Source organism: Luteolibacter flavescens (genome assembly GCF_025950085.1).
Lineage (GTDB): Bacteria > Verrucomicrobiota > Verrucomicrobiia > Verrucomicrobiales > Akkermansiaceae > Haloferula > Haloferula flavescens.
Map to the genome: position 1 here is coordinate 660,958 of NZ_JAPDDS010000001.1, position 25,717 is coordinate 686,674.

The window sequence follows — 25,717 nt, forward strand, 5'->3', positions numbered from 1 at the left end:
CGCGCGACCCACCTGCAAAAACGCCATGAACTCCCGCCGGATGCACGGGCCTTGGAGGCCTGTACACTCCTTGGTCGCCGTGTCCCTCCTGACCTGCGCCCAAGCCGATCTCGTCAACCGCTGGTCATTCAACAATGCGCCCGGCAATGCACCGGCAGGCACGACCATCGAGGATCGCACCGGCACGTCCGCGGCGACGGTGGTGGGAAACAACGCCACCTTCGACGGCGCGGCGCTGACCATTCCGGGCAACACGAATGGCAACCAGACTCCGGCGAACATCGCCGCCTACGTCGATCTGCAGAACGGGCTGATCTCTTCCAAGACGAATCTCTCCATCGAGATCTGGGCCACACCGGTCTCGATCAAGAATTGGCAGCGCCTCTTTGACTTCGGTCGCATGGGCCAGCTTTCCAACAACGTGCGCGGCGGAGGCCAGGTGCTAGCCGGTGAGATCTTGCCCACCGCGACCCAGGCACCGAATAACGCCACCTCCAGCGACAACGTCGCCCTGGCGATCCACCGGGACACGACCGCGAACACCCAGCGGATGATGGCACGGCTCGATGGCGGGACGGAACTCGGCAGCAACACCGGCGCGAATCTGACAGCCGGCACGCGGTATCATTTCCTCTGCACTTTCACCGATGGAGCGGGTGCCTCCGGCGCTACGGGGGGCCAGTTGGCCTGGTATCTGAATGGCACGCTGGTCAGCACGCTCGACGTGAATTTCCGGCTGTCCGAAATCCAGGACCGGAACAACTGGCTGGGCCGCTCGATGTACAGCGCGGACAGCAATGCCAACATCGCCTACGACGAGGTGCGCATCTACGATCACGTGCTGACCTCTGCCGAGATCACCGCGAGTATCGCCGCGGGTCCGGACCAACTCGGCACACCCGAACCGGACCCCGCCCCTGTGCCGGACAATCTCTGGGATTTCACCACCCAGGCCCAAGCCGAAACGCCCTCCGGCACCACCTTCACCGACAGCATCGGTGGCACGGTTGCGACCCTCCGCGGCAATGGCGGATCGCTCACGGGAGGTGCAGTGGTCCTCCCCGGCAGCACCACCGGCAATCAACCCGCCTCGACGATTTCCGCCTACATCGACCTGCCGAACGGGCTGATCTCGCAGACGCCGAGTATGACCATCGAGGCGTGGGCATCGCCACTCTCGTCGAAGAACTGGCAGCGCCTCTTCGACTTCGGGCGCTGTGCTTCCTCGCACGGCAGCGAAGCCGCCGCGGGCGAAGTTCTCGATACCGGCACTGCCCCGGGAAACACCACCGGCTACGACAATCTCAGCCTCACCTTCAACAATGCCGGGAACATGAACTCCCAGCAACTGGAGGGGCAATACGACGGGAATGCCGCGCAGTACTCCTTCTCCACTGCCGCGACCACTGCGGGGACCATGTATCACTACGTGCTGGTAGTGGAAGATGGCATCGGCACGCATGGCTCCGGCGGTTGCCAAGCCCGGTGGTATCGGAATGGCGCGCTCCAGAATTCCATGGACTTCCCCTTCCGCCTCAGCGGCATGGAGGACGTGAACAACTGGATCGGCCGCTCGATGTACTCGGGCGATTCGAATTCACACATGGCCCTCGACGAATTGCGCATTTATCGCAGGGCCATCACGCAGGGCGAGATCACCGCGAGCTTCGCCGCCGGGCCCGATCCCGCCGTCGGCCCGCCCGAGCCACCTGCCCCGGCACCCATCCCGACACGTCGCTGGACCTTTGACACGGCCGCGGGGAATGCCCCGGCCGGCACGACCTTCCTCGACATCGCCACCGGCGAAGTAGCAACGGTCCGCGGTAATGGCGCCACGCTCACCGGCAGCCAACTCGTGCTGTCATCCGCAGCGACGAATGGCAACCAGACCGCCTCTAACATCTCCGCCTACCTTGACCTGCCAAACGGCATCGTCTCGTCGCGGCCGGACCTGACATTCGAGGCGTGGGCCACTCCGGTCTCATCGAAGAACTGGCAGCGGCTCTTCGACTTCGGCAGTGCGTCGATGACCAGCGGTCCCGGTGCCCAAGCAGGCGAGATCATCGACTCGGCCACCGCACCCGGCAACTTCGTTGCGAACGACAATCTCTTCCTATCGATCAACAACGGCGGGACACTCGGCTCGCACCGGCTGGAAGCGAAGCTCGATGGAGGCAGCACCGTGACGAACAACACGGACCTCTCCTCCGTCACCGCCGCAGGCACGCAGTACCACTACGTGATGACCGTGAAGGACGGCGGCGGGGCCAGCGGAGCCGCGGGATGTCTGGTGAAGTGGTTCCGCAATGGCTCGCTGATCGGCTCAATCGACTTGCCCTATCGCCTGCCGGACTTGCGCGACGTGAACAACTGGATCGGTCGCTCGATGTGGGCCGCGGATTCGAACTCGCATCTCTCGCTGAATGAACTGCGCATCTACGACCGGGCCATCACTACAGCGGAAGTCGCGACGACTTTTTCCGCGGGTCCCGACGCTGTATTCACCCCGCCCGTGGCGGCCAATGATGAAGCCACGATTCATCCGCAGCAGAAGGTGCTCATCGACGTGCTGGCCAATGACACCGGCGGCGCGTTGCCGGGCACCCTGGCCATCGATACGCCGCCATCGCTCGGCACCGCCACGGTGAAAGGAGGGAAGATCCTCTACGCTCACAGCGGCAGCAGCGCCGCTCCGGTCACCTTCACCTATCGGGTGGGAAATGTGAGCGGCACCACTGCAACAGCCACGGTCACGATCCGCTTCGCCGCTTCGCTCCGCCTGACGAATCCATCGCTCGCCATGCCGGAGGCCCCGCCGGTGAATGCGTGGCAGCTCGTGGATGCACTGCCCGGCCTCACCTTCAATGAACCGCTGTGCATCACGGGGATCCCCGGAGACACCAGGCAGCTCTACGTTTGCGAGCGCATGGCGAAGATCAAGCGCGTGGCCGACGTGACCGCGACCGCACCGGTGCAGAATGTGTTCCTCGACCTTCAGAACGTCGTCGCAGGACGCACTCCCGCCGAGACCATCGAAGGCGGAGCGAATGCCGAGCACGGGCTGCTTGGCATGGCATTCCATCCTCAGTATGCGGCGAATGGTTACCTCTACGTGGCCTATACCGTGCGGATCAGTGGAGGGAGCTACTACCAGCGGCTCTCGCGATTCACGGCCAGCGGCGACCGCCTGACCGCAGTTCCAGGTTCGGAGCTGATCCTGCTCCAGCAGCTCGACGAAGGATCGAACCACGACGGCGGCGACCTTCACTTCGGCCCCGATGGCTACCTCTACTACGCGACCGGCGACGAGGAGAACTCGAACCGCGGACCACTCAACAGCCAGAAGCTCGATGGCGATTTCTTCGCGGGAATCTTCCGCATCGACGTGGACCTCGAGCCCGGGGATTACACCGCGAACGACGGCTCCGGGAGCGATGATGGCAACCTGCGGCCCAACACTCATGCCGCGGTCGTCCTTCACGACGGCAAGCCCGCATTCGAAGTGCCCATCGACAATCCCTTCATCCACACCTCGCTCGGCGGCACGTGGACCGGCTCCTACAATGGAACGCCGGTCACCAATCTCGCCAATGTCCGCACCGAATACTGGGCCACCGGCCTGCGCCACATCTGGCGCATGTCCTTCGACTCCGCCACCGGCGACCTGTGGGCCGGGGATGTGGGCCAGAACACCTACGAAGAGGTGAACAAGATCACCAAGGGCGGCAACTACGGCTGGGGATATCGTGAAGGAGCGCACGCCTACAATGGCCCCCTCGGCACCGCGCCGTCCGGCTTCACGAGCATCGATCCCTTCTACGAATACGTCCACACGGCGATCGCCGGTGGCGATGCGAATTTCAAAGGAAACTCCGTGGTGGGTGGCCACGTCTATCGCGGCACCCGCTACCCGGCGCTCGCAGGCAGCTACGTCTTCAGCGACTCCGTCTCCGGCCACGTGTGGCAGATGGACACCACCACCGGTACGACCGCGCGTCTAACAGGTCTGCCCGGTGCCTATGGCGTGATCTCCGCTCAAGGCGTGGATCCTTACAACAAGGACCTCCTCTTCTGCGCCTACCTCACCGGGAAGATCATGCGTCTCGGCACCGGCAGCGTTTCCACGGGAGCCTTCCCGGCCACGCTCACCGCGACGGGATTATTCGCTGACCTTGGTGATCTGTCGCCGTCGCCGGGACTGCTGCCCTATCAGCCGAATCTCTCGTTCTGGAGCGATCACGCGATCAAGCGACGGTGGTTCACCATCCCCGACGCCTCGGCCAGGATGACGTGGAGCAAGGACGGCAACTGGACCTATCCGACCGGCATGGTGTGGGTGAAGCACTTCGACCTGGAGATGAGCCGCGGAAATCCGGCGACGAAGAAGCGCATCGAAACCCGCGTGCTGGTGAAGACCGACACCGGATCCTACGGAGTGAGCTACCGTTGGAATGAATCGCAGGACGAGGCCTATCTGGTGGAGGATGCCGGAGCGGAGTTCGACCTCGCCATCGACGACCACGGCACGCCGCACACCCAGCATTGGCAGATCCCGGGAAGATCGAGCTGCCTCACCTGCCATACTCCTCAAGGCGGGCAGGCGCTGTCTTTCAACACCCGCCAGCTCAACCTGACAAATGCCATCAACGGCTACAGCGGCAACCAGATCGACCTGCTCGCGGCAAACGGCTTCCTCGCCAATGCGCCCGGCCCCGTGGCCACCCTCGCGCGCCACATTCGCCCGGAGGAAACCGCCTACCCGCTCGAGCAGCGCGCGCGATCCTACTTCGCGGTGAATTGCTCCTACTGCCACCAGACGGGAGGCAGCGTCAGCGGCTTCTGGGATGGCCGTGCCCATCTTACGCTGGAGCAGACCGGCATGATCAATGGAGCCGCCGACAACAACGGCGGGAACCCGGCCAACAAATACATCGTCCCCGGCGACACCACCCACAGCATCATACTCAACCGCATGGCGGCCACGAATGGCTTCGGCCGCATGCCCCCGCTCGGCACCAGCGAGGTGGACCCGGCGAATATCCAGCTCATCACGGAGTGGATCAACAGCGACCTGCCGACTCGCCCGCTCTACGACCAGTGGAGGAACACATTCTTCGCATCAAACGATCCCGCGGGCATCAAGACCGCCGACCCGGATGGTGACGGCGTAAGCAATTACGACGAGTATCTGTTAGGCAGCTCGCCGGTCAGCGGCAGCGGCGCGTGGCAGGCATCGATCACAAATGGATCGCTCCAGTTCCTGAGAAAGTCACACCGCTACTACGCGATCCAGACCAGCAAAGACCTGACCACATGGCAGCCGTGGAGTATCCCGCAGATCGACCACTCGTATCAATCCACTGACACCATCACCGAGATCCCATTGCCCGCGGATTCGAGCGGAAGGAAGTTCTTCCGCTTCCAAGTCACGGAGCCGTGAGACCTCTTAGTGCCGCTGCATCTCCAGCAGGTTGCGGAAGAGATTGTGCTGCTCCTGTAGCTCTTGGAAGGTGCCATCGCCGACGATCTTGCCGCCTTCGAAAACGAGGATGCGGTCGGCGATACGGATCGTGCTGAAGCGGTGCGCGATGATGAAGGTCGTGCGGCCGCGCGTGAGATCGGCAAGTTCACCCTGGATGCGCGCCTCGGCCTCGGAGTCGAGCGCCGAGGTGGCCTCGTCGAGGATGAGCACAGGGGCGTTCTTGAGGAAGGCGCGCGCGATCGAGATACGCTGTTTCTGACCACCCGAGAGCTGCGCGCCGCGCTCGCCGACCTGGGTGTCATAGCCCTGTGGCAGCCCCATGATGAAGTCGTGCGCATGTGCCTGTCGCGCGGCTTCCTTGACCTCCGCCTCGCTCGCATCCATGCGGCCCAGGCGGATATTCTCGAAGATGGTGCCGGAGAAGAGCACCGCCTCCTGCGGCACGATGGTGATGTGGTCTCGCAGGTCCTTCAGACGAAGGTCGCGGATGTCCACGCCATCGAGCAGGATGCGTCCCTCCACCGGATCGTAGAAGCGCGGGACCATGCTGGCGAAGGTCGTCTTGCCCGCTCCGGACGGTCCGACAAGCGCGACCACCTGTCCTGCGGGGACATCGAGCGTGATACCATTGAGCGCGGCATTGTCCCCGTAGGCGAAGTTCACGCCCTCGAATGTGACACGACCGCTGACCTTCTCGATCGAAACTGGATTCGGAGGATCGGTCACGCCTTCCTCGGCATGGAGAATCGTCTCCAGACGATCCAGCGAGGCCTCGCCCTGCTTCATGCGGTTGTGGATTTCCCCGAGCTTTTTCATCGGGTCATAGCAGAGATAAAGCGCGGTCACCACGCTCATGAAGCGCTCCAGCGAGAGGCCCTTCGATGCACCGTAGCCCAACGCGAATGCGACTACCGCGGCGGCGACCATCTCGATGATCGGCGGCGTCATGTAGCGATACTTGATCACCTTCAGGTGGAACTTCGTCCAGCGGCCGATCCCCTGGAGGAAGCGCTGGCCCATCATGTCTTCCAGATTGAAGGCACGGATCTCGCGAGTGGCGCCGAGCGTCTCGGCCAGCACCGCGGAATTGTCACCGGACTCGCGCTGCATGTGCGCAGCCTTTCGCATCAGGCGCTTCCCGAGGAAGCGGATCGGCACCACCACGATGGGGATACTGAGCAGGCAGATGATGAGGAAGAACGAGTCGCTGTTCTCGATGCTGTCCGACACGAGGAAGGCCAGCGCACCGATGAGCGTGAAGGGCTGCTTGATGAGGTCGTTCGAGATCGTCGTCACCACGCCTTGCAGCATGTTCGAGTCGGTGATCACGCGGCTGATCAGGTCGCCCGTCTTGCGACCGCTGAAGAAGCCGAGCGGCAGGCGCTGGAGCTTCACAAAGACCGACTGCTGGATGTCCCGCAGCACATGGAGACCGGCGGCAGTGATGAAATAGACATTCAGGAATCCCGCAAAGCCGCGCAGCAAGGCCGCGATCGGGATGATGGCACAGGCCGCGATCAGCACGGCGCGCGGCGCATCCTTCACACCGAGTTGCTCGCTGAAAAAGGACCTGACCTTTTCGGTCTCCTTGAGATTTTTCATCTCCTCGCCGAAGGCCTCGTGGAGGAGCGCGGTGGCCCGCTCCGGGCCCACGGATTCATTCAGCGTCCGCTGGACCTCCTCGATCTTGTCGGTCTTGCCGAAGATGATCGGGAAGGCAGTCTTCACCACCAGCGGCATGCCGAAGCCGCTGACGATCGCGAAGACGATGCCGGCGAGGACGCCGGCAATGAACGTGCCTTTGACTCCCTTGAGGTAGGCGAAATAGGGATAGAATCGCTTCATCCGTGGGCGCGGAGATTCCCCCCTCAGCCCCCCGCCTGCAAGCCCGGAACTCAACCTCCGTCTTGCAAGTCAGGAGCGGAAAAAATCACGTTTCACCCTTGGTTGCCCCGGCACCAAAAACAAAACGCCTTGCCGACGATTCCGTCGGCAAGGCGCAGAGAACTTTCATTACCGCCCCGGGCAGGAGCGGATCGCCGTCTTTAGTGGCGGAAGTGGCGGTGACCCGTGAAGATCATCGCGAGGCCCGCGGCGTCCGCAGCTTCGATGACTTCCTGGTCACGCATGGAACCGCCGGGCTGGATGCAGGCGGTGGCACCGGCTTCGATCGCGGCTTGCAGGCCGTCGGCGAAGGGGAACATGGCATCGGACGCGATAACCGAGCCCTTCAGGTCGAGGCCTGCTTCCTTTGCCTTCCAGACGGCGATGCGCGAGCTGTCGACGCGGCTCATCTGGCCGGCACCGATCCCGAGCGTGCGGTCGGACTTCGCGTAAACGATGGCGTTCGACTTCACGTGCTTCACCACACGCCAGGCGAAGCGCATCGCGCGCATCTCCTCCTCGGTCGGCGGGCGCTTCGTCACCACCTTGCTCTCGAGGTTGTCGAGGCCCAGCGCGGTGTGGTCGCGATCCATGATCATGAGGCCTCCCGGGCAGGAGCGGATGACGGGAGCCTTCTTGGCAGAGAGGTAGGCGTCGTTCATCTTCATGATGCGCAGGTTCTTCTTCTTCTGCAGGACGGCACGCGCTTCCGGCTCGTAGTCCGGGGCGATGATCACGTCGGTGAAGATTTCGGAAATGATGCGCGCCACGCCTTCCGTCAGCGGACGGTTGCAGACGATCACGCCGCCGAACGGAGCCTGGCGGTCGGTCTCGAAGGCCTTTTGCCAAGCGATGCGCAGGTCCTCGTCATCCTGGCCCACGCCACACGGGTTCGTGTGTTTGAGGATGCCGATGGTCGGGCGGACGAAGTCGAGGATCAGGTCGGCCGCCGCCTCGATGTCGAGGATGTTGGTGTAGCTGAGTTCCTTGCCCTGGAGCTGGCTGAAGCAGCCCTTGAAATCGCCGTAGAGCGCGGACTTCTGGTGCGGGTTGTCGCCGTAGCGCAGCTCCATTTCGAGCGGCAGGCTCACGGTGAAGTTACAGCGCGTGCCATCCTTGCACTGGCCGAGGAAATTCGAAATCGCGGCGTCATACTGCGAGGTGCGCAGGAAAACCTTCACGGCGAGTTGCTCGCGGAAGCGCAGCGTGGTATCGCCGCCATGCTCGTTCATTTCCTCGATCACCTTCGGGTAATCCGCCGGATCGGTCACCACGGTGACGGAGGCGTAGTTCTTCGAGGCACTGCGGAGCATCGAAGGACCACCGATGTCGATGTTCTCGATCGCGTCCTGCAGGGTCACGCCTTCCTTCGCGACGGTCTGCTCGAAGGGGTAGAGATTCACCACCACAAGATCGATCGGCGGGATGCCATGCTCCTTCGCCTGGGCGAGGTGCTCCTTGTCATCGCGCTTGTGGAGCAGGCCACCGTGGACCTTCGGGTGCAGCGTCTTCACGCGGCCTTCGAAAAGCTCGGGAGCACCGGTGAATTCCGACACGTCCATGACCGGCAGGCCGGCATCGCGCAGCGCCTTGGCAGTGCCGCCGGTGGAGAGGAGTTCGACGCCCAGCTCATGGAGCTGCTTGGCAAAGTCGGCGAGGCCGGTCTTGTCGGACACGGAAAGAAGAGCGCGGGCAATGGGCATCGTGACGAGATTGTTTGGGGTGGTGGAGGCGAGGCGACCCGCCCCGCGTAGTCGCCGGTCCGGCGGGGGGCAAGCGCGGATTATCGGGGAGAATGTCAGGAACCGGCAACGATCCGTTGCTTCATTTCGCCGATTCCCTCGACGCCGAGCTCGACGCAATCGCCGGGAGAAAGGTAGCGGGCGGGCTTCATTCCCATGCCGACACCCGCCGGAGTGCCCGTCGCGATCACGTCGCCGGGTAGCAGGGTCATGAAGCGGCTGATGTAGCTGACCAGGTGGCGGACGCCGAACATCATGTCCCCCGTCCAGCCGTTCTGGCGCAGCTCGGTATTCACCTTGCACCAGAGGCGGAGGCCTTGTGGGTCGGAGACTTGTGACGCGGGTACCATCCACGGCCCCATGGGTCCGAAGGTGTCGTGGCTCTTGCCCTTCGTCCACTGGCCGCCCAGTTCCTTCTGCCAGGCGCGCTCGGAGTAGTCGCAAAAGACCGAGTAGCCCGCCACGTGCTCCAAGGCATTCTCCTCCTTCACGTTGGTGGCGGTCTTGCCGATGATCACGGCCAGCTCCACCTCGTAGTCGAGCTTGGTTGCGCCCGCCGGGTTGATCACGTCGTCAAAGGGCCCGCTCCAGCAGGTGGAGGCCTTCATGAAAAGCACCGGCTCGGTCGGGATACCCTCGCCGAATTCCTTCGCGTGCTCCAGGTAGTTCTTCCCCACGCAGACGATCTTCGAGGGGCGATCCACCGGCGGACCCAGACGAGCATCCGCGGGGATCTCCTCCGCATCCGGACAACCGTCCTCGACCCATGCCTGCAGGGCCTCGAGGCCTCCCATGGCGAAGAAACCCTCGTCGTAATCGTTGAATTGGCCGCCCACGTCGAGCCGGCGTCCATCTTCCAGGATCACTCCCGGCTCCTCGCGTCCCAGTTCACCGTAGCGGATCAGCTTCATGGGAGACTCCTAACAAGGGTCATGACGGCTGGCAATGAAAGGCGGCGTCCTGAAAATCGGGGCTCGCCCGGGAAAACCATGGGAGCCGCCCTTACCGGGCTGCAAATAGCCTCATAAATCGAAAATACCGGTCGATACTTTCCAAGTCCGGAAAATCAAGCGAGCCTCCTTGCATACGGGAGCGCTACGGCGATCCCGACTTCGACGGTGCAGGCCCGCAAATCCCTTGGTCGGAAATTGACTTCCGGGGGGATGTCATCCGACCGGATTTGCAATGGGTAGCACTGGTCGAATCACTGGAAAGGGCGCGAATCATGACTCCGGGGGGACTCTCATTCGCGCTCTTTCTGTATTTTTGCCACACGCACGGAAAGATTGCCGGGCGCGGGATTTACCCGTAAATCCCGCGCCCCGATGTTTCAGGTTCTCGCGCGCGATCCCTCCAGCCAGGCCCGGCGTGGCCGCATGGAATTGGCCCACGGCACGGTGGAGACACCGATTTTCATGCCCGTGGGCACCCAGGGCACGGTGAAAACCCTGCATCCGGACGAGCTGGAGATGCTCGGAGCCCAGATCATTCTAGGAAATACCTACCACCTGTGGCTGCGGCCCGGGCCGGAAACGATCAAGGAATTCGGCGGTCTGCACAAGTTCGCTACTTGGGATCGCCCGATGCTGACGGATTCCGGCGGATTCCAGGTCTGGTCGCTGGCCAAGCTGCGCAAGATCACCGAGGAGGGCGTGCGCTTCCAGAATCACCTCGACGGGTCGAAGATGATGCTCACCCCGGAGCTGAGCATGGAGATCCAGGCCGCGCTCGGCTCGGACATTGCCATGCTATTCGACGAGTGCCCCCCCTACCCCTGCGAGCGGATCTACGCCGAGAAATCGCTCGGCCTGACCACCCGCTGGGCAAAGCGCTGCAAGCACTGGATCGAGACGAACCGCCCCACCAGCGGCACCGGCATCCAGCGCCACTTCGGCATCGTGCAGGGCTCCATCTGGGCCGACCTACGAGAGAAATCCGCCCGCGAACTGGTCGATCTCGACTTTGACGGCTACGCGATCGGCGGTGTCTCCGTCGGCGAGCCCGAGGAGGAAATGATGCGCGCCGTGGAGCACAGCGTCCCCTTCCTGCCGGAGGACAAGCCCCGCTACGCCATGGGTCTCGGCACGCCGCCGCAGATCCTGGAGATGATCGGCCGGGGCGTGGATATGTTTGACTGTGTGATGCCTACCCGGGTCGCTCGCCATGGCCAGGCCTTCACCCTCGACGGGCCGATCCATATCAAAAACCTCGCCTACGAGCGGGATCCGCGCCCCCTTTGCGAGAGCGCCCACCCGCACGTCGCGAGGTTCTCGCGGGCCTACATCCGACACGTTTTCCGTGCCGGGGAAATCCTAGCTTTGCGGTTGCTTTCCTTCCACAACCTGCATTTCTTCCTCCGCCTTGCCGCCAACGCGCGGGAAGCCATCAGCGAAGGCAAATTCCTTGAATTCAAGGAGTCCTTCATCCGCCGCTACACCCAGTCGAAATCCGAATGATGCTTTCTCTTGTCACGCTGCTTGCCCAGGCAACCGCCGGCCAATCCCAAGGCGGTCTGTTTGCCCGGCCGGAAATCATGATGGTCCTGATGGTCGTCATGTTCTATTTCCTGCTGATCCGTCCCCAGCAGCGCCAGCGTAAGGAACTCCAGAAGCGGATCGACGCCCTGCAAAAGGGCGACGAGGTGGTCACCACCGCTGGCATCCACGCCATCGTCCATAACATCAAGGACCGCACTGTCGTCCTCAAGGTCGCTGACGGCGTGATGATGGAATTCGACAAGCCCGCAGTGGCCACGGTCATCAAGAAGGAAGCTTCCACGACCGCCTGATCCGTTCGCGCCTTTTGCGCCAACAACCCTTCCCTTTCCCGTCATGCTCCCGTCCGCGTTGCTCGCAGTGTCTATCTTGAACGACCCGATGGCCTTGTTCCTCTCCGGACTAGTCCTCCTGATCGTTTTCTTCTGGTACTTCGCCACCGACCACGAGCGGCGGAAGAGAAACATCGGCACGTTCCTCCTCGCGGGTGTCTGCGCCCTGTCGCTCCTCGCCATCTTCTCGCCGGGTGCGATCAAGGGCGGCATCGACCTCGTCGGCGGCACCTCCTTCACCCTCCAGGTGCAGCCGAAGACGGACGAACTGACCGGCCAACCGATCTCGCTGACGACCGATGATGTCAATCAGGCGAAGAACGTCATCGCGCAGCGCATCAACGCGCTCGGAACCAATGACGCGATCCCCACCGTGCAGGGCACCGACCGCATCGTCCTGCAGTTGCCCGGCATGAAGGAGGATGAGGCGAAAGACGTCCGCACCCAGATCGAGAAGGTCGCACGCTTGGAAGTCCGCCGGGTAAACAGTGAAGGCTTCACCCCTGGCCCGAACGGCAAGACCCTCGCCGAGCGGATCAAGGACAATGAGGAAGCCCGCATTCCCGGCTACAAGGTTTACCAGTACGACCGTGAGCGCGAAGGGGTGAAGACCACCCAGTATCTCCTGCTGAGCAACCGCATCGCATGGACCGGCAAGGACGTCCAGCAGGCCTACCCCGAAACAAAAGGCACAGATCATATCATCGGCATCCAGCTCACGGGAGCGGGTGGCGACAAGATGTTCAATCTGACCAAGGACATGGTCCCGGGCCAGGACTTCCTCGCCGTCGTTCTGGACGGCAAGGTGATCCTCTCCTCCAGCCTGCGCGAAAAAGGCGGTCTCGGTAAGAATTTCCAGATCGATGGCCAAGAAAGCTTCGATGAAGCCCGCAACCTCGCCAATGCCCTCAAGAATCCCCTTGAGAACCCTCTCAAGATCATCGAGGAGCGCACCGTCACCCCGACCCTCGGTGCCGCCGTGGTCAAACAGGGTGTCTGGGCCGGTATCGTCGGTCTCTCCTGCACGGCTCTTTTCGTCCTGATCTACTACCGCACCGCGGGTCTGATCGCCCTCTTCGGTCTGATCGTGAATACCCTGATGATCTTCGGGGGCATGGCCGTCTTCGGCTTCACCTTCACCCTGCCGGGTATCGCGGGTATGATCCTCTCGGTCGGCATGGCGGTGGATGCGAACGTGCTGATCTACGAGCGCCTGCGTGAAGAAATGGCTGCTGGCAAGCCCCTGAAGGTCGCCATCAGTGCCTCCTACGACAAGGCCTTCTCCGCCATCTTCGACTCCAACCTCACCTCGCTGATCACGGCCGGTGTGCTCTTCTGGATCGGCAGCGGCACCATCAAGGGCTTCGCGGTCACCGTGGTCATCGGTCTTCTCGCCTCGATGTTCTCGGCCATTCTCGTGACCCGCGTGCTTTTCCGCTGGGTCAACGACCTGAACATCCTCAAGAAGCTCAACTTCCTGAACCTCATCAAGCCGACCAAGATCGACTTCATGAAGATGGCGAAGCCCGCCTACATCGCCACTGTCGTGCTTCTCCTGACCTGCATCGGTGCCTCCGTTTTCCGGGGTGAAAAGGCTCTCGGCATCGACTTCACCGGTGGAACGGTGCTGATGTACCAGCTTCCAGCCGACAAGGAAGTTGCACAAACAGAGGTCGAGAATGCGCTCGGGTCCCTTCAGACATCGAAGCTTCCGGTGACCCAGGTGGAGCGATCCGTCGCGGGTGAACTGCTGACGATCCGCTGTGCCACCGAGGATTCGACCAAGATCATCGATCACCTTCGGGAATCCCTGCCTGCAACCCTCGGCAGCAAGACCGAGGAAGGCACTTTCGCCATCCAGCCCGGCGTCGATACAATCGAGCCAAGCCTCGGGATGGACTTCCTGAAGAACGCCGGCCTCGCACTCGCGGCAGGCATGCTCGGCATCCTCATTTACATGACGGTGCGCTTCGAGTTCTCCTTCGCGCTCGGTGGCTTCGTCGCACTGTTGCACGACGTGCTCCTCACGGCGGGTGTGGTGATTCTCTTCGGCGGTGAGCTCTCGCTCATCCACGTGGGCGCGCTGCTGACCATCGCCGGTTACTCGGTGAACGACACCATCGTTATCTTCGACCGTATCCGCGAGTCCCTGCGTGACGGTGATGGAGACACGAGGGAGCTGATGAACGAGGCCATCAATGCCACCCTCTCCCGGACGGTGCTGACCTCGATCTCGACCATCGTCACGGTGGCCATCCTCACCTTCTTCGGCGGATCCGCTCTCAAGGACTTCTCTGCGATGATCCTGGTGGGCCTCGTGATCGCCACCTTCTCCTCCGTCTTCATCGCCTCGCCGGTGGTGCTCTGGTGGAGCAATCGCAAGGGCGGCAGCCTGCGGAAGGAGATCCTTCAGACCACGCTGGCCGAGTCGGACATCCAAGCCACTCCGTAAGCGCCCTCCCCTGTCTGGCATGAAACGCCTCGTCCTCGGTCTCGCGCTGCTCCTTCCCGTTCAGGCCGAGGCCGGGACTGCCGGGGACGACGATAGGCTCCCGCTCGGGATCGAGGTCGTCACAGGCTTCCGCACGGACTACGTCCACCGCGGCTTCCAACTCGCCGGCAGCCTGATCGACGTGCAGGCGGAAGCCGAGGTCGCGCTGAGCGACAAGTGGCTGCTCAATGTGGGCGGTTACTACGGCACGGCAACCGGCGACGGTGATTTCTCGGAAGCCGCCGCTTTCTTCGACTTCCGCTACGAGACGGAGAAGTGGACCGCCGCCTTTGGCACCACCTGGCGGGAGTACAAGGACAGCTTTTTCAAGGACGGCTTCGATCTCGCCCCGTCATTCACCTGGCACCTCACGGATGACTGGGACCTCGGCACCGGGATCGCATACGACACCGGGGACGGCGGCTGGTATGGCCACATCGAGGCACGATGGTCGAAGGCCACCGGAGAGAATTCCTTCATCTCCACCGAGGCCGGCACTTCCTGGACCGAAGACTACTACGGTAGCAGCGGCTGGCATGACGTGTATGCCCGCGTCGGCTGGACCTATGCCTTCAACCGCAGCGTCTCGGTCACGCCCTTCGTCGGCACCTCCGTTCCGATGAGCAGCAGCCCGGAGCGCAACCGCCTCTTCGGCGGCGTTTGGTTCGAGGTGAACTTCTGACCGAAGTCCCGTCCCGCCGGGCGGGAAATCAGGGAGCGTCGGACGGCTTTTCGGCCTTGTCCGGCTTCGGCCCCTCGGGTGGCGGAGGGAAATCGGTAGCATCGATCTTCAGGTCCTTGTTCCGGTCCATCTTCTCGAAAACGTCTTCCTGCTCGTCCTCGCTCTTCCCCTTCAGGAAGCCCGCCTGGCGGAACTCCTCGAAGCTAAGGGCCCCATCGCCATTTTGGTCCAGACGGCGGATCATCTCCATCGGATGACCGCCCCGGCCACCCTTGTTGCCCTCGGTCTTGCCATCCTTGTTGCCGTTGTTCCAACGGCCTTCGCGGTGAGGCGGACCTTCGGGGCGATCCTTTGCCGTGAGCGCGCCGTCGCCATCGCGATCCATGCGCTCGAAAATTTTCCGCTGCCTTTCCTCAGGAAGCTTGGCGACGAAGCCAAGGTTCTTGAATTCCTCGAAAACGATGCGTCCATCCTTGTCGGCATCGACTTCTTCCAGCGGTTGCATGCGCTCGGGACGGCGTGGAAGCTCATCCGGGCCGATCCGTCCGTCGCCGTTCTTGTCGAGCCGCTTGAAAATCTCCTCGCGCTTCTCGGGCGTGAGCTGGCTGGGCCGCTCCATGGTCGCGAATTCCTCCATGGAAATGAAGCCGTCACCATCGGCATCCGCCTTCTTCCACAGGTCCACCATCCGGCCACCCCACTGTTGAGGCTTTCCGTCCTTGTCCTTCTCCTTGTTCTCCTTGCCGGGACGGGCGCGATCCTTCGCACCTTCCTTTTGTGCCGGGCGCGCGTCTTCCGTCTTCGGCGGTTCCTGCGACAAGGCGGTACCGGCGAGCAGAAAGGCAATCCAAGCGGTGTGAGAGGAGTTCATGGGGCCGGAGCGAGAATACCGGGACCTTTACGATCCGCGAGATGGAAAACTCCCGGCAACTTGTGAAGTTGCGACAGCGTCGGTTTTTTACTCCCCACCGGCAGTCGCGGCAACCCATGCTTCCGCCGTCTTTCCGCGCTCACATGCACATCCGCGATATCCTGGCAAACCGCCGCCCGACCTTTTCTTTCGAGTTCTTCCCGCCGAAGTCCGCCGCCGCGGTCGAGGATCTCTACAAGACCATCGTCGAGCTCCAGTCCTGCCAGCCGTCATTCGTCTCCGTGACCTACGGGGCGGGCGGCAGCACCCGCGAGATGACCCATGATCTGGTCGCGAAGATCCGCCAGACGACCACGGTGCCGCCGGTGCCGCACCTGACCTGCGTCGGGCACAGCGAATCCCAGATCGAGGAGATCCTGCGCCGCTATGCGGAGGTAGGAGTGAGCAACATCCTCGCTCTACGCGGGGATCCACCGCGCGATTGGCCGGACTACGACTGGTCGGACTGCGATTTCCGCCACGCCGCAGACCTCGTGCGTTTCATCCGTAAGTTCAATGAATCCGGCGCGCATCCCGACCCCCGCGGCTTCGGCATTGGCGTCGCCGGCTTCCCGGAAGGCCACCCCGCCACGCCGAACCGCCTGCTGGAACTCGACCACCTGAAGGCGAAGATCGACGCGGGAGCGGACTACATCTGCACCCAGCTCTTTTTCGACAACCACGACTTTTTCGACTTCCGCGACCGCTGCCGTCTCCACGGCATCCATGTCCCGATCATCGCGGGCATCATGCCGGTGACATCGCTTTCCGGCATGAGCAGGATGGCTGAGCTGGCGGCTGGTGCGCGCTTCCCCGCGAAGCTCCTCCGTGCGCTGGACCGCGCGAAGGGTGACCCAGCAGCCGTCGAGAAAGTCGGCATCCACTATGCCGCCCAGCAATGCGCGGAGCTGCTGGACCACGATGTGGATGGCATCCACTTCTACACGCTCAACAAGAGCAAGGCGACCCGCGAGATCTACGCCAGCCTGGGCCTCGCGACCACGGCGACCGACTGAGAGAGAGGCACTACCTGACGGGCGTGCGCCCTTCGAAGAGCACGCCACTCAGCGCTCTAGAGCCTCGGCCAGCTCGGTGATCTTTTCCGCCTGTTTGCGCGTGAGTTCCAGCAGCGGACCATCCAGAGGCACTTCAATCGAGATCCGCTTGGTTTCCGGATCGACCGGGTATGCATCACGCAGGGGCTGATTCCGGTCGAATGCCTCACCCATGATGCTGATGCGCATGGTGCCACTGCAACGCAGGGCCTGGGATCGCCGCTCCAAGTCTTCCTTTTGAAGCTGCTCGGTGATTCGCTCCTGAGCGCGCCGGTCGTAGATTTCGTTGCCCTTTTGCGCAGCGGCACCACCGGTCGGTGCCGAGGCGGAGGCGGAGGCAGCGGACTTGTCAGAGTCGGCACTCGGCTTGGCGAAAGGCGTGAACCGTGCGGGAACCTTCACGCCATCCGGTCCGACAAGCTCCTGATCGGTGGGATAACGCACCTCCAGATTTCCCTGCATGGTCATCAGGTCGCCGGCGATCAGATCCACGCGGCTCAGCTTGAGAGCCCCGCCACCCGTCTTGATGTGGAAGCCTCCGCGGGTGAAATCCACCTTGCGGTAGCTGTTGAAGCGGTCGGCCAATGCCAGGGCCTTCATCAGGTAGAGCCGCTCCTGAATGCTGATCAGCGAACCTTCGTCCAGCTTCACATCACCCTCGAACTGGATACCCTCCACCGAATTGGTCGATCCTGATATCGCAAGCTCCCCGGAGATATTGCCCTCCACGTAGTTGGTGGCCACGTCCGGCAGAAGCGACGCGAGCGATACCTTCGTGAATTCAGCTCTTCCCGAAACTTCCGGTTTGTTCCCGCCGGTCACCCTCAGATCCTTGAGGACCACCTTGCCATCCTCGCTCTTGAACTTGCCCTCCTTGATCAGGAGGCCGCCGCGGCTGACCTCCATGACCAGATGCTCGATGGTCAGATTCTTCAGCCAGTTCTGGGAAAACTTGCCCCCTTTGAATTCCAAGCGCCAGCCTTCGGACGACCGGATGGCGACCATGCGGCTTTTCTCGATCATGCCAGGGGCCCGCAGCGAGTAGCCCCAACTGACCGACGCCTCATCCACCTCCACAGAGGAAAACTCGAAACCGGGCCAATCGCGGAAAATCACCTCGCCGAATTTCTTGGCCTGCTCCGGCGAGTCCGCTCCGGCCTTGACCTTCAGTTCCATGACCTTGGCTTGCAGGGTGCCCGCTTGCCACGGCCCGCTCATCCCGGCCAAAAGCGGCATCTTGAAGCGGACATTCCCTGCATCAAGGCTGTGGAAAAAGCTGTTCTCCCCCCCTTCCACGGTCACCCGCTGGATCACGGCCTCACCGCTGCTCCGGTGATAATTCACGATCTTCGCCTCGCTGGCCGACAGGCCATCCCTTAGTCCGCCACCGAGCGATTCCACGAAGCTCTCGGACTTGACCCGCTTCACCAGCCAGACACCGAAGATGGCCGAGGCCACCAGCAGCGCGATCGCGACCTTCAGCCCGATGCGCGTGAGGTGGTTGATCGTCATCGCCCAGCCACCGCAACCCGAGATCGAATGACGGAGTTGGAACCAGAACCCCTGGCTTGCGATCCACTGGCTCAGCTTCTGATTGAACGAATGCGTTTGGTCCGCCTCCATGATAAATCCCGCGGGGAGGGCCGGATTACAACGACGCAGGCTCCGGCATGCGAGCGCAAATTTCCCCTCGCCCGCCGCGGGGCGATCCCCTACCTGTCCGGCCGTGGAAGGCACCGACTACAAGGTCAAACTGGACATCTTCGAGGGACCCCTCGACCTGCTTCTTTACCTCATCAAGAAAGACGAGGTCGATATCCATAACATTTCGATCTCCCGCATCACCAGCCAGTATCTCGACTACATCGAGACCTTCCGCATGCTGAATATCGATCTCGCTGCCGAGTTCATCCTGATGGCGGCGAACCTGATGTATCTGAAAAGCCGCACGCTGCTGCCCCGCCAGGACCAGCCACCGGAAGAGGATGCGGAGGAGGACGATCCGCGTTGGGAGCTGATCCGCCAGCTCATCGAATACAAGAAATTCAAGGACGCGGCCGGCTTCCTCAGCCTGAAGGAAGTCGAGCAGGAAGGCTCCTTCGCCTATCAACCGGAGAAGCCGGATCTCCCGGAAGAGCCGCCAGTCGGGCTCGCCGAGGTCTCCATCTTCGACCTGATCCGCGCCTTCCAGAACGTGCTGAAGCGCTTCGAGGAATCGCACGATCTCGGAGACATCGTCGATGACCGCTACACCGTGGCTGACAAGATCGAGATGCTGCTCTTCCGCTTCGTGCCGGGGCAAGCGGCGCGCTTCGACTCGCTTTTCGAGACCGCGACCACGAAGGCAGAGGTCATTGTCACCTTCCTCGCCGTGCTGGAACTGATGAAAATGAACCAGTTCATTCTCCGCCAAACCCACCTGCTGGGTGAGATCGAGATCGAGCGACGGATTCACACCGCCGCCCACGTCGAGGCCGGGGAAGAGGAGCGACTCGAGGAGTCGGAAGCCTGACCCTCGTCAGCCTTCCACCACCCGCACTTCTTCGGCCTGAACGATACGGCGGACACCGTCGGCGGTGCGGATGAGCAATTCGCCTCCATCACCGATCCCGACCGCATTTCCTGTCACAATACCGTCGGCGCAGGTGAGTCGCACGGTCTTGCCGGTCAGCGCGCAACGCTCACGGAAATTCCGTAGCAATTCATCGAAGTCCTTTCCGATCTTCGACTGCCAAACCGGAAGCCGCTCCAAGATCGAAGCCAGCACCGGCGGCAGCCCGGGTGCCTCGCCGCATTCGAGCGCTAGAGAGGTGGCGCTGCTTTCCAAGGCATCCGGGAACGCTGTCACGCCGACATTGATGCCAATGCCGACGACCACGAAATCGTCGCCCGCCTCGACAAGGATGCCTGCGATTTTCTTCCCGCCGATCCACACGTCATTCGGCCACTTCACCTCGGCGGAGACGCCATGGCGATCCAGCCCCTCGGCCACGGCAAGTCCCGCCGCCAGCGAAAGCCGTGGCCACAGGGCTTTCGGCTCGGATGGGCGCAGAAGCACGGAAAACGCGAGACCCTCACCCGGCGGACAGACCCACGCCGCCCCGCGACGTCCCCTGCCCGCTTCCTGGCGCTCCGCGACGATCACCAGCCCTGCCCTCGCACCAGTCTGGGCTGCGGCCCGGATGTCGTCATTCGTCGAGCCGGTGACTTCCCGGAAATCGAGGCGATAGCCCGCAGGCAGCTCGGCATGGTCCCAGACGCTGCTCATTCCCGTTTCACGAAATCCAAGGCCAGATCGAGAGCCCGCGCCGAATGGGTGATCGCACCCACCGAAATGAAATCCACGCCGGTCTCGGCGATACCAGCTACAGTCTCGAGATTCACGCCACCGCTCGCCTCCAGCTTTGGGGAAGCCTTGTCTCCCCGCAGTTCGACGGCGCGGCGGAGTTCAGCCAGCGACATGTTATCGAGGAGAATGTGATCGACGTATTCCATTCCGAGGAAGGCTTCGACCTGGGTGAGATTGTCCGCTTCCAGTTCAACTTCCACGTCGGGATGATCCGCCTTGAGGTTGGCGATGGCCTGCTGGAGCTCTTCCACGCGACCCTCTGCCACGAGGTGGTTGTCCTTCACCATGACACGGTCGTAGAGGCCCATGCGATGGTTCACTCCACCGCCGTGGGTCACAGCCAGCTTGTCCAGACGGCGCCACCCCGGGATGGTCTTCCGCGTGTCCAGGATGTTGGCATTCGTCCCCTTCACGGCATCCACATATTGCCGGGTTGCGCTGGCGACACCGCTCATGCGCTGGAGGAAATTGAGCACGGTCCGCTCGGCGGTGAGCAGGCTGCGGGCCGGGCCCTCGAGCTTGATGAGGTAGGCTCCGCTGGAAATGCGGCTGCCATCCTCCACCAATAGCGTCACCTCGATGGACGTGTCCACTTGGCGGAGCACCTCGAGTGCCACATCCCCGCCGGAAAGCACCCCGGATTCACGTGCAACGATGAAGCCGGTCGCGCGGCGTTCAGCCGGAACGAAATACCGCGAGGTCAGATCCCCGGGTCCGATGTCTTCTGCCAAGGCCGCCTGGATCAAACGCTCGACGCTTTCGTGCACGCGCCGATTGTTCATTCGTCAGCCCTTTGAAAGCAAACAAACATTCGCTCTGACCGGGACGATGAATCCGTTCTCAATGGTGGTGACCACCGTCCTCCTCGTGCTGGTGATAGTGCTCGGAAAGCATGTCGCGGCCGAAGTCGCCCTCGAAGCTCCGCCAGGTCGCATGGATGTGGTTGGCGTTGTTCTGGGTATTGGCCGCTTCCATCAGGAAGGTCGGGCCTTGCACCCGGTAGTACCATGCCTCGCCGCGCTTCGTCCCGCCGGCCCAGCCGAAGCGGACCTTGTCGAATCCCGCCTTGTCGATTTTCGCCAGATCCGCCTCTGCGAGGTCCTTACGGTGGCGCCCGACGTATTCGGTGATCAGCTCGCGCAGCGCCTGCTTCTGTCCATCGGACATCTCGGAAGCGAGCAAGCCGACCGGTTCGAGCGCGGTTGCCTTGCGATTCTCCGCCGTGAGGATTTCCCCGGGTGCCTTGTCGCTGAAAATCACGTCCTTCTTGCCGCCGTCGATGAGGACATTCGCAAGCGCCATGGCGAGGTCTTCCTCCGCGGCCAGCACGCGCAGCCCCTTGTGCTCACCTTCCCGGACTTCCGCGGGATTGGCTGCGAAGAAGGAAGGCGTCACCGCCACCTTGTCGCCGACGACGGTGTAGTTCAGAGCGAGGTGATGGCCCTCGAATTTCCAACCCCAGCCCTTTTCATCGCCGGGCTTCCCGAAAATGGAGACGTAGTATTTCCCGGGATCACGATAAGTCGGGTTCTTCTCCATTTCGCGGAGCACGCCTTCCAGCGTGATGATCTGCATCGCCTTGAGCTTGCCCTTTTCGCTCAGCGCCGCCTCCAGCAGCTTCATGGCTGCGGCATTCTGGGTCTCGCTCATTTCCTTCAGCGGCAGGCCGGTGCGCTCGCGCGGGGTGAACTTGAAATTCTCCCGCTCGTCGCCATCGAAGGCGAAGACGGCCTTCTCGCGCTTGGCCTCGTCGAGTGAGCCGAGGAAGGCATCGGCTGCCGATTTCATCGCGGCCACGGAGGACAGATCGTCGGCCATGACAGGAAGGCTAAGCAGCAGAGCGAGGAGCGGGGCTTTCATGATCCATCCACTACAAGGCCAGCGGGACCGATCTCGCAAGCGGAGTGTCAGTTTCTCGACTGGATGAGGGTGAGGTGTTAGTTCGGCTCCATGCGAATCCTCCGCCGGGTCTTCCTGTTCCTCGTCGTTCCGATAGCGGGAGCGCTCGCGCTGCTCACCGGTTGCCAGAGCAAGCTGATCTACTTCCCCCGCCCCTACGGGCCTGACCATGTCGCGCAGTGGGACGCCGAACCCGGCACCACGGTCGTCGGCTACTCCACGCCGCACGGCCGGCAGCAGGCCTACCTGCTCTCCCCCAACCCGAATCCCGAGCGGCTATGGCTGGTGACCGGTGGCAATGGCACGCTTGCGCTGGATTGGTCCGACTGGCTGAGGGAAAACGGTCCACGGAACGACGCTTGGCTGCTCATCGACATCCCCGGCTACGGGGCCTGTGAAGGAAAACCACGCCCAGCCACCATCCGGGAAAACCTCAAGGCGGTGGTGCCGGCGGCCATGACCTCGCTGAATTGGTCGCTGCCCGCCGATCACAGTAAGCTTCGCTTCTTCGGCCACAGTCTGGGCAGCGCCGTGTGCCTGATGGCCGCCGAGGAATACGACATCCGCCGCGGCGTGCTGCTCAGCCCCTTCACGAGCTCGATGCAGATGACCGAGGCGATGTTCGGCGTCGATCTCGGCTTTCTCGTCTGGCATCGCTTCGACAACCGGGAGCGCCTGCGGACACTGGAAAAGACCGGCAATGCGGAGGTTTTCATCATCCATGGCAGTGACGACGAGGTGATCCCGGTCACCATGTCGAGGGACTTGGCGAAGGAATTCCCCATGACCGTGCGCTACACCGAGGTCCCCGGCGGACGCCACAACACGCTGCAGGACGCGGCGACGGAGCAGATACTCAAGGCGATGAATGAGGCCCGGAAGTGAATCGCCTCCTTTTCCTTTGATCAGAAAGGCTTGCGGCGGGCTGAATAGTCGATCCTAGTCCGATTTTGGGTCCAAGTGGCCGATTTCGGGAGCACTCGAATCTTCGGAATTCTCCGTTTTATGCGAACGTCCGACAAGCGTTCTACCTGCTTCTGCAGGATAGGACGGAACGGAATGCTGAATCGACTTCAGATTGCCGGTGCTGAATTCCGGGGGGAATTTCCATCGGCAGAAGATTGAGCAGGCATCCGGTTTCAAAAAGGGCGCGGATCGGATTCCTGGGGGGGAACACGGTCCGCGTTCCCTCTTTTAGTCCTGTGAGGCCTTGGCCTCGGGCTTCAGGGCCAGCGCCATCGCTCCAAGGGCGAGCAAAGCCCCGCCAAGGAAAAGCAGCGCCAGCTTGTCGCTCTGCGTCTGGTCCTTGATCATGCCCACGATCCGTGGTCCGAAGTAGCCGCCCAAGTTGCCCACCGAATTGATCAAGGCGATGCCACCCGCCGCCGCCGTGCCGCTGAGGGCAGCGGTCCCGAGCGCCCAGAATGGCCCCAGCGTGGCCTTTTGTCCGGCCAGAAGGATCACAAGTCCGAGCATCGCCAGCCATGGATTTCCAGCGAAGGCAGCCAGCGTCGCGCCGCCTGCGGCGATGGCGGCGGCTACTGCCACGTGGAAGCGCCGCTCTCCCGTGCGGTCCGAGTGCTTCCCCGCCAGGATCATGGCGGCCCCGGCCACGAGATAGGGCACCATGTTGATGAGGCCGACGATGAAGTTGTTCTGCTGCTCCCCTTCCCCCGTGAGACCACGGACGATCGTGGGCAGCCAGAACTCGTAGCCGTAGCCAGCGACATTCACCAGAAAGTAGAGCAGGCAGAGAAGCCATACGCGCGGGTCGCGGAAAGCATCCGAAAGCCGGTGCTTCACCCCCGGAACCCCACGTGCTTCGTTCGCGATCTTCGTTTGCAGCCAGTCCTTTTCGCGTGGTGTCAGCCACCGCGCCTCGGATGGTCGGTTTGGCAATACCAGCAGGACGACGATGCCTAACAAGATGGCAGGAAGCGCCTCGATGAAGAACATCCACCGCCATCCCGCAAACCCGAGGAAGCCATCCATCTCCAGCAAGGCACCGGAAATCGGAGACCCAATCACCCCGGCGGCGACTCCGCCTAGGGCAAACAGCGCGACCGTTCTTGCCCGCTCCCGCGCGGGAAACCAGAAGGTGAGATAGAGGATGACACCCGGAAAGAAGCCCGCTTCCGCCGCACCCAACAGGAAGCGCATCACGTAGAACATCGTCTTCCCGTTCAGGAAGATGAATCCCATGGAGACGATGCCCCAGACGATCATGATGCGCGCGATCCACAGGCGGGCACCGACCTTCTGGAGGATCAAATTGCTGGGCACCTCGAAGATGAAGTAGCCGATGAAGAACAATCCCGCCCCCGTTCCGAACACTTCGCCGAAGATCTTCGGATCCACTCCGAGGACCGGCTCCAGGTGGGGCTTCGCGAAGCCGACATTGATGCGGTCGATGTAGGCGATGATGTAGCAGGTGAAGAGCAGCGGAATTAGCCGCCAGGTGACCTTCGAGATCACCGCACGCTCTTCAGCTTCCGTCAGGACTTGGGTTTCCATGGATGAACCAGAGTAAGGTGCCGGGATTCCCGCTTTCGGAAGGCAGAAATCCGGCATTCCGACGATGGGGCGCATTTGGTGCAAGTTGCGACGCGAGGGGGGATTCCAAGGTTGCGTGGTGCACCCGCAAGTTCCGCCATCGTTTAAATCATAATTTAATATCAGCGACTTACAACAAAGGCACATGGGCTGCACGTTTCTAACCCGTAACCTCCTGACAGTTATGACAACGAACTTGGAACAGCTTTATTACGACCAACTTCGAGATCTCTTCAGCGCAAAATCCCAACTCGCCGCAGCCCTTCCCGAATTGGTCCGCAGGGCCTCAGATGAAAAACTCCGCAAGACCCTCAGCGGCCAACTCGGCCAAGCGCGCGAGCAACGGATCAGATTGCGGGAGCTTTTCTGCCAACACGGTCTCAATCCCGGTGGCGAACAATGTGAAGCCATGCGCGGCATGATCCGCGAGACCAGAAAGCGACTGGATCACGCCTCTCCCGGCAGTGTGCGGGATGCGGTGCTGATCGCTTCTCTCAACCGCATCGAGCACTACGGCATTGCCGCCTACGGGGTGGCAAAGGCGTTCGCCGAGTGTCTGGACTTCGATACCGACGCCCACGTTCTCCTCGAGTCTTTGGAGGAGGAAAGTGAAGCTGATGATGTCCTCACGAGCATCGCCGTAGGTGGCATTTTCAAGCACGGCATCAACAAGGCGGCCGCTGCGTGAACTTATTTCCGGCTGGAAGAGGTGTGGTGCGCACCCGAAACAGGCCGGACTCGTCGGGGGGCGAGTCCGGCCTCAACTTTTCAAACTTCGGCGTAATTCAGAGCCTCGCACACAATGTGGAGGCGCTTATTGTAATGCCGGTCTTGCAGGGATGG

The 25,717-nt window shown here is 62.2% G+C and carries 18 protein-coding genes; 9 read left to right on the forward strand and 9 right to left on the reverse strand.

Annotated features, from left to right (window positions below; all coding sequences use genetic code 11):
• The first annotated feature begins 79 nt into the window (after window positions 1-79).
• Window positions 80-5,440 carry a LamG-like jellyroll fold domain-containing protein gene (locus OKA04_RS02745; protein WP_264499588.1) on the forward strand — a complete coding sequence of 1,787 codons (5,361 nt, stop codon included), beginning with the start codon at window positions 80-82 and terminating at the stop codon, window positions 5,438-5,440.
• Window positions 5,441-5,446: 6 nt separating this feature from the next.
• On the opposite strand, the gene OKA04_RS02750 is transcribed toward OKA04_RS02745, so the two are convergent.
• From OKA04_RS02750 to OKA04_RS02760, 3 genes are all read right to left on the reverse strand, one after another.
• Window positions 5,447-7,327 (reverse strand): ABC transporter ATP-binding protein, encoded by a 1,881-nt coding sequence (locus OKA04_RS02750; protein WP_264499589.1) that lies wholly within the window; start codon window positions 7,325-7,327, stop codon window positions 5,447-5,449.
• Window positions 7,328-7,527: 200 nt separating this feature from the next.
• Complete coding sequence (purH, locus tag OKA04_RS02755) at window positions 7,528-9,069, reverse strand: bifunctional phosphoribosylaminoimidazolecarboxamide formyltransferase/IMP cyclohydrolase (protein ID WP_264499590.1); 1,542 nt, start codon at window positions 9,067-9,069, stop codon at window positions 7,528-7,530.
• A 95-nt stretch (window positions 9,070-9,164) separates the two neighbouring features.
• Entirely contained in the window at window positions 9,165-10,019 is an 855-nt protein-coding gene (locus OKA04_RS02760) for a fumarylacetoacetate hydrolase family protein (RefSeq protein ID WP_264499591.1), read from the reverse strand.
• A gap of 414 nt (window positions 10,020-10,433) precedes the next feature.
• Between OKA04_RS02760 and tgt the strand changes: the two genes are divergently transcribed.
• The 4 genes from tgt (at window position 10,434) to OKA04_RS02780 (ending at window position 15,108) form a co-directional block, all read left to right on the forward strand.
• Window positions 10,434-11,564, forward strand: a complete 1,131-nt coding sequence (gene tgt / locus OKA04_RS02765; RefSeq protein WP_264499592.1) for a tRNA guanosine(34) transglycosylase Tgt — start codon at window positions 10,434-10,436, stop codon at window positions 11,562-11,564.
• Window positions 11,564-11,896 (forward strand): preprotein translocase subunit YajC, encoded by a 333-nt coding sequence (gene yajC / locus OKA04_RS02770; protein WP_264499593.1) that lies wholly within the window; start codon window positions 11,564-11,566, stop codon window positions 11,894-11,896. The genes tgt and yajC overlap by 1 nt, the downstream gene beginning before the upstream one ends.
• A gap of 88 nt (window positions 11,897-11,984) precedes the next feature.
• Window positions 11,985-14,387 (forward strand): protein translocase subunit SecD, encoded by a 2,403-nt coding sequence (gene secD, locus OKA04_RS02775; protein WP_264499594.1) that lies wholly within the window; start codon window positions 11,985-11,987, stop codon window positions 14,385-14,387.
• 19 nt (window positions 14,388-14,406) lie between these two features.
• Window positions 14,407-15,108 carry a hypothetical protein gene (locus OKA04_RS02780; protein WP_264499595.1) on the forward strand — a complete coding sequence of 234 codons (702 nt, stop codon included), beginning with the start codon at window positions 14,407-14,409 and terminating at the stop codon, window positions 15,106-15,108.
• Between the two features lie 28 nt (window positions 15,109-15,136).
• On the opposite strand, the gene OKA04_RS02785 is transcribed toward OKA04_RS02780, so the two are convergent.
• Complete coding sequence (locus OKA04_RS02785; protein WP_264499596.1) at window positions 15,137-15,979, reverse strand: EF-hand domain-containing protein; 843 nt, start codon at window positions 15,977-15,979, stop codon at window positions 15,137-15,139.
• Window positions 15,980-16,122: 143 nt separating this feature from the next.
• On the opposite strand from OKA04_RS02785, the gene metF reads away from it, so the two are divergent.
• On the forward strand, window positions 16,123-17,034 hold the full coding sequence (metF, locus tag OKA04_RS02790; RefSeq protein ID WP_264499597.1) for a methylenetetrahydrofolate reductase [NAD(P)H]: 912 nt from the start codon (window positions 16,123-16,125) through the stop codon (window positions 17,032-17,034).
• A 48-nt stretch (window positions 17,035-17,082) separates the two neighbouring features.
• On the opposite strand, the gene OKA04_RS02795 is transcribed toward metF, so the two are convergent.
• Entirely contained in the window at window positions 17,083-18,696 is a 1,614-nt protein-coding gene (locus OKA04_RS02795) for an AsmA family protein (RefSeq protein WP_264499598.1), read from the reverse strand.
• 103 nt (window positions 18,697-18,799) lie between these two features.
• On the opposite strand from OKA04_RS02795, the gene OKA04_RS02800 reads away from it, so the two are divergent.
• The gene (locus tag OKA04_RS02800; protein WP_264499599.1) at window positions 18,800-19,585 is read left to right on the forward strand and encodes a segregation and condensation protein A; all 786 of its coding nucleotides are present in this window, start codon (window positions 18,800-18,802) and stop codon (window positions 19,583-19,585) included.
• Between the two features lie 6 nt (window positions 19,586-19,591).
• Here the strand turns inward: OKA04_RS02800 and OKA04_RS02805 are convergent, their stop codons facing one another.
• The 3 genes from OKA04_RS02805 to OKA04_RS02815 all read right to left on the reverse strand — a co-directional run bounded on the left by OKA04_RS02805 (window position 19,592) and on the right by OKA04_RS02815 (window position 22,282).
• Entirely contained in the window at window positions 19,592-20,341 is a 750-nt protein-coding gene (locus OKA04_RS02805; RefSeq protein WP_264499600.1) for a biotin--[acetyl-CoA-carboxylase] ligase, read from the reverse strand.
• A complete protein-coding gene (gene nadC, locus OKA04_RS02810) occupies window positions 20,338-21,189 on the reverse strand; it encodes a carboxylating nicotinate-nucleotide diphosphorylase (protein ID WP_264499601.1) in 852 nt (283 codons plus the stop codon). Before nadC ends, OKA04_RS02805 begins: the two co-directional genes overlap by 4 nt.
• 73 nt (window positions 21,190-21,262) lie before the next feature.
• On the reverse strand, window positions 21,263-22,282 hold the full coding sequence (locus tag OKA04_RS02815; RefSeq protein ID WP_264499602.1) for a DUF3500 domain-containing protein: 1,020 nt from the start codon (window positions 22,280-22,282) through the stop codon (window positions 21,263-21,265).
• A 90-nt stretch (window positions 22,283-22,372) separates the two neighbouring features.
• On the opposite strand from OKA04_RS02815, the gene OKA04_RS02820 reads away from it, so the two are divergent.
• On the forward strand, window positions 22,373-23,206 hold the full coding sequence (locus OKA04_RS02820) for an alpha/beta hydrolase (protein ID WP_264499603.1): 834 nt from the start codon (window positions 22,373-22,375) through the stop codon (window positions 23,204-23,206).
• 309 nt (window positions 23,207-23,515) lie between these two features.
• Here OKA04_RS02820 and OKA04_RS02825 read toward each other — a convergent pair whose 3' ends face one another.
• Window positions 23,516-24,835, reverse strand: a complete 1,320-nt coding sequence (locus OKA04_RS02825) for an MFS transporter (RefSeq protein WP_264499604.1) — start codon at window positions 24,833-24,835, stop codon at window positions 23,516-23,518.
• A gap of 223 nt (window positions 24,836-25,058) precedes the next feature.
• On the opposite strand from OKA04_RS02825, the gene OKA04_RS02830 reads away from it, so the two are divergent.
• Window positions 25,059-25,562: a YciE/YciF ferroxidase family protein gene (locus OKA04_RS02830; protein ID WP_264499605.1), complete on the forward strand. Its 504-nt coding sequence runs from the start codon at window positions 25,059-25,061 to the stop codon at window positions 25,560-25,562.
• The last annotated feature ends 155 nt before the right edge of the window (window positions 25,563-25,717 follow it).